Genomic DNA, 471 nt, shown 5'->3' on the forward strand with positions numbered 1-471 from the left:
ACCGCTGGGAGAACCTTTGACCGATGTCAAAGTCGGAGCGGTGGCGGCTGTAACGGTCAGGTTGCGAACGTTCGAAAACACTGGACTCACGGCATAAAGCGCTTTTGCATATAACCGGCGAGCACCCAGTGCCACGGTGATCGAGTGTTCCCAGATACCCGTGGTTGCATGGGCTGTCGCAACGCCCTTGGATACTGCGCTCGCACCGTTACCATCAAAGATTTCGACCTTTTGTCCTGGGCTGGCTGTGCCTTTGAGTTTTAGCGTCGTGCTGACGGTCGTCTGGTTTTGGGGAACTTCCACTCCTTTGTCGTCCAGGACATTGTCCAGCGTCGCTACAACTGCGGCCACGACCACAACGTTACGGGCATGCGAAACCGATCCGCCTTTGCGTCTGGCGCGCAAGTTATAGGTGGTCCCGACACTGAGTCCGGTGAGTTGAAACGTCCACGTACCTTTTGCATCGACTTG

The 471-nt window shown here is 56.1% G+C and carries 1 pseudogene; it reads right to left on the minus strand.

The window, feature by feature from the left end:
• Positions 1-471, minus strand: a pseudogene (locus BK660_RS32760) (hypothetical protein); the annotation flags it as partial.

It is taken from the genome of Pseudomonas brassicacearum, from assembly GCF_003732265.1.
In the GTDB taxonomy this organism is placed as follows: Bacteria; Pseudomonadota; Gammaproteobacteria; order Pseudomonadales; family Pseudomonadaceae; genus Aquipseudomonas; species Aquipseudomonas brassicacearum_D.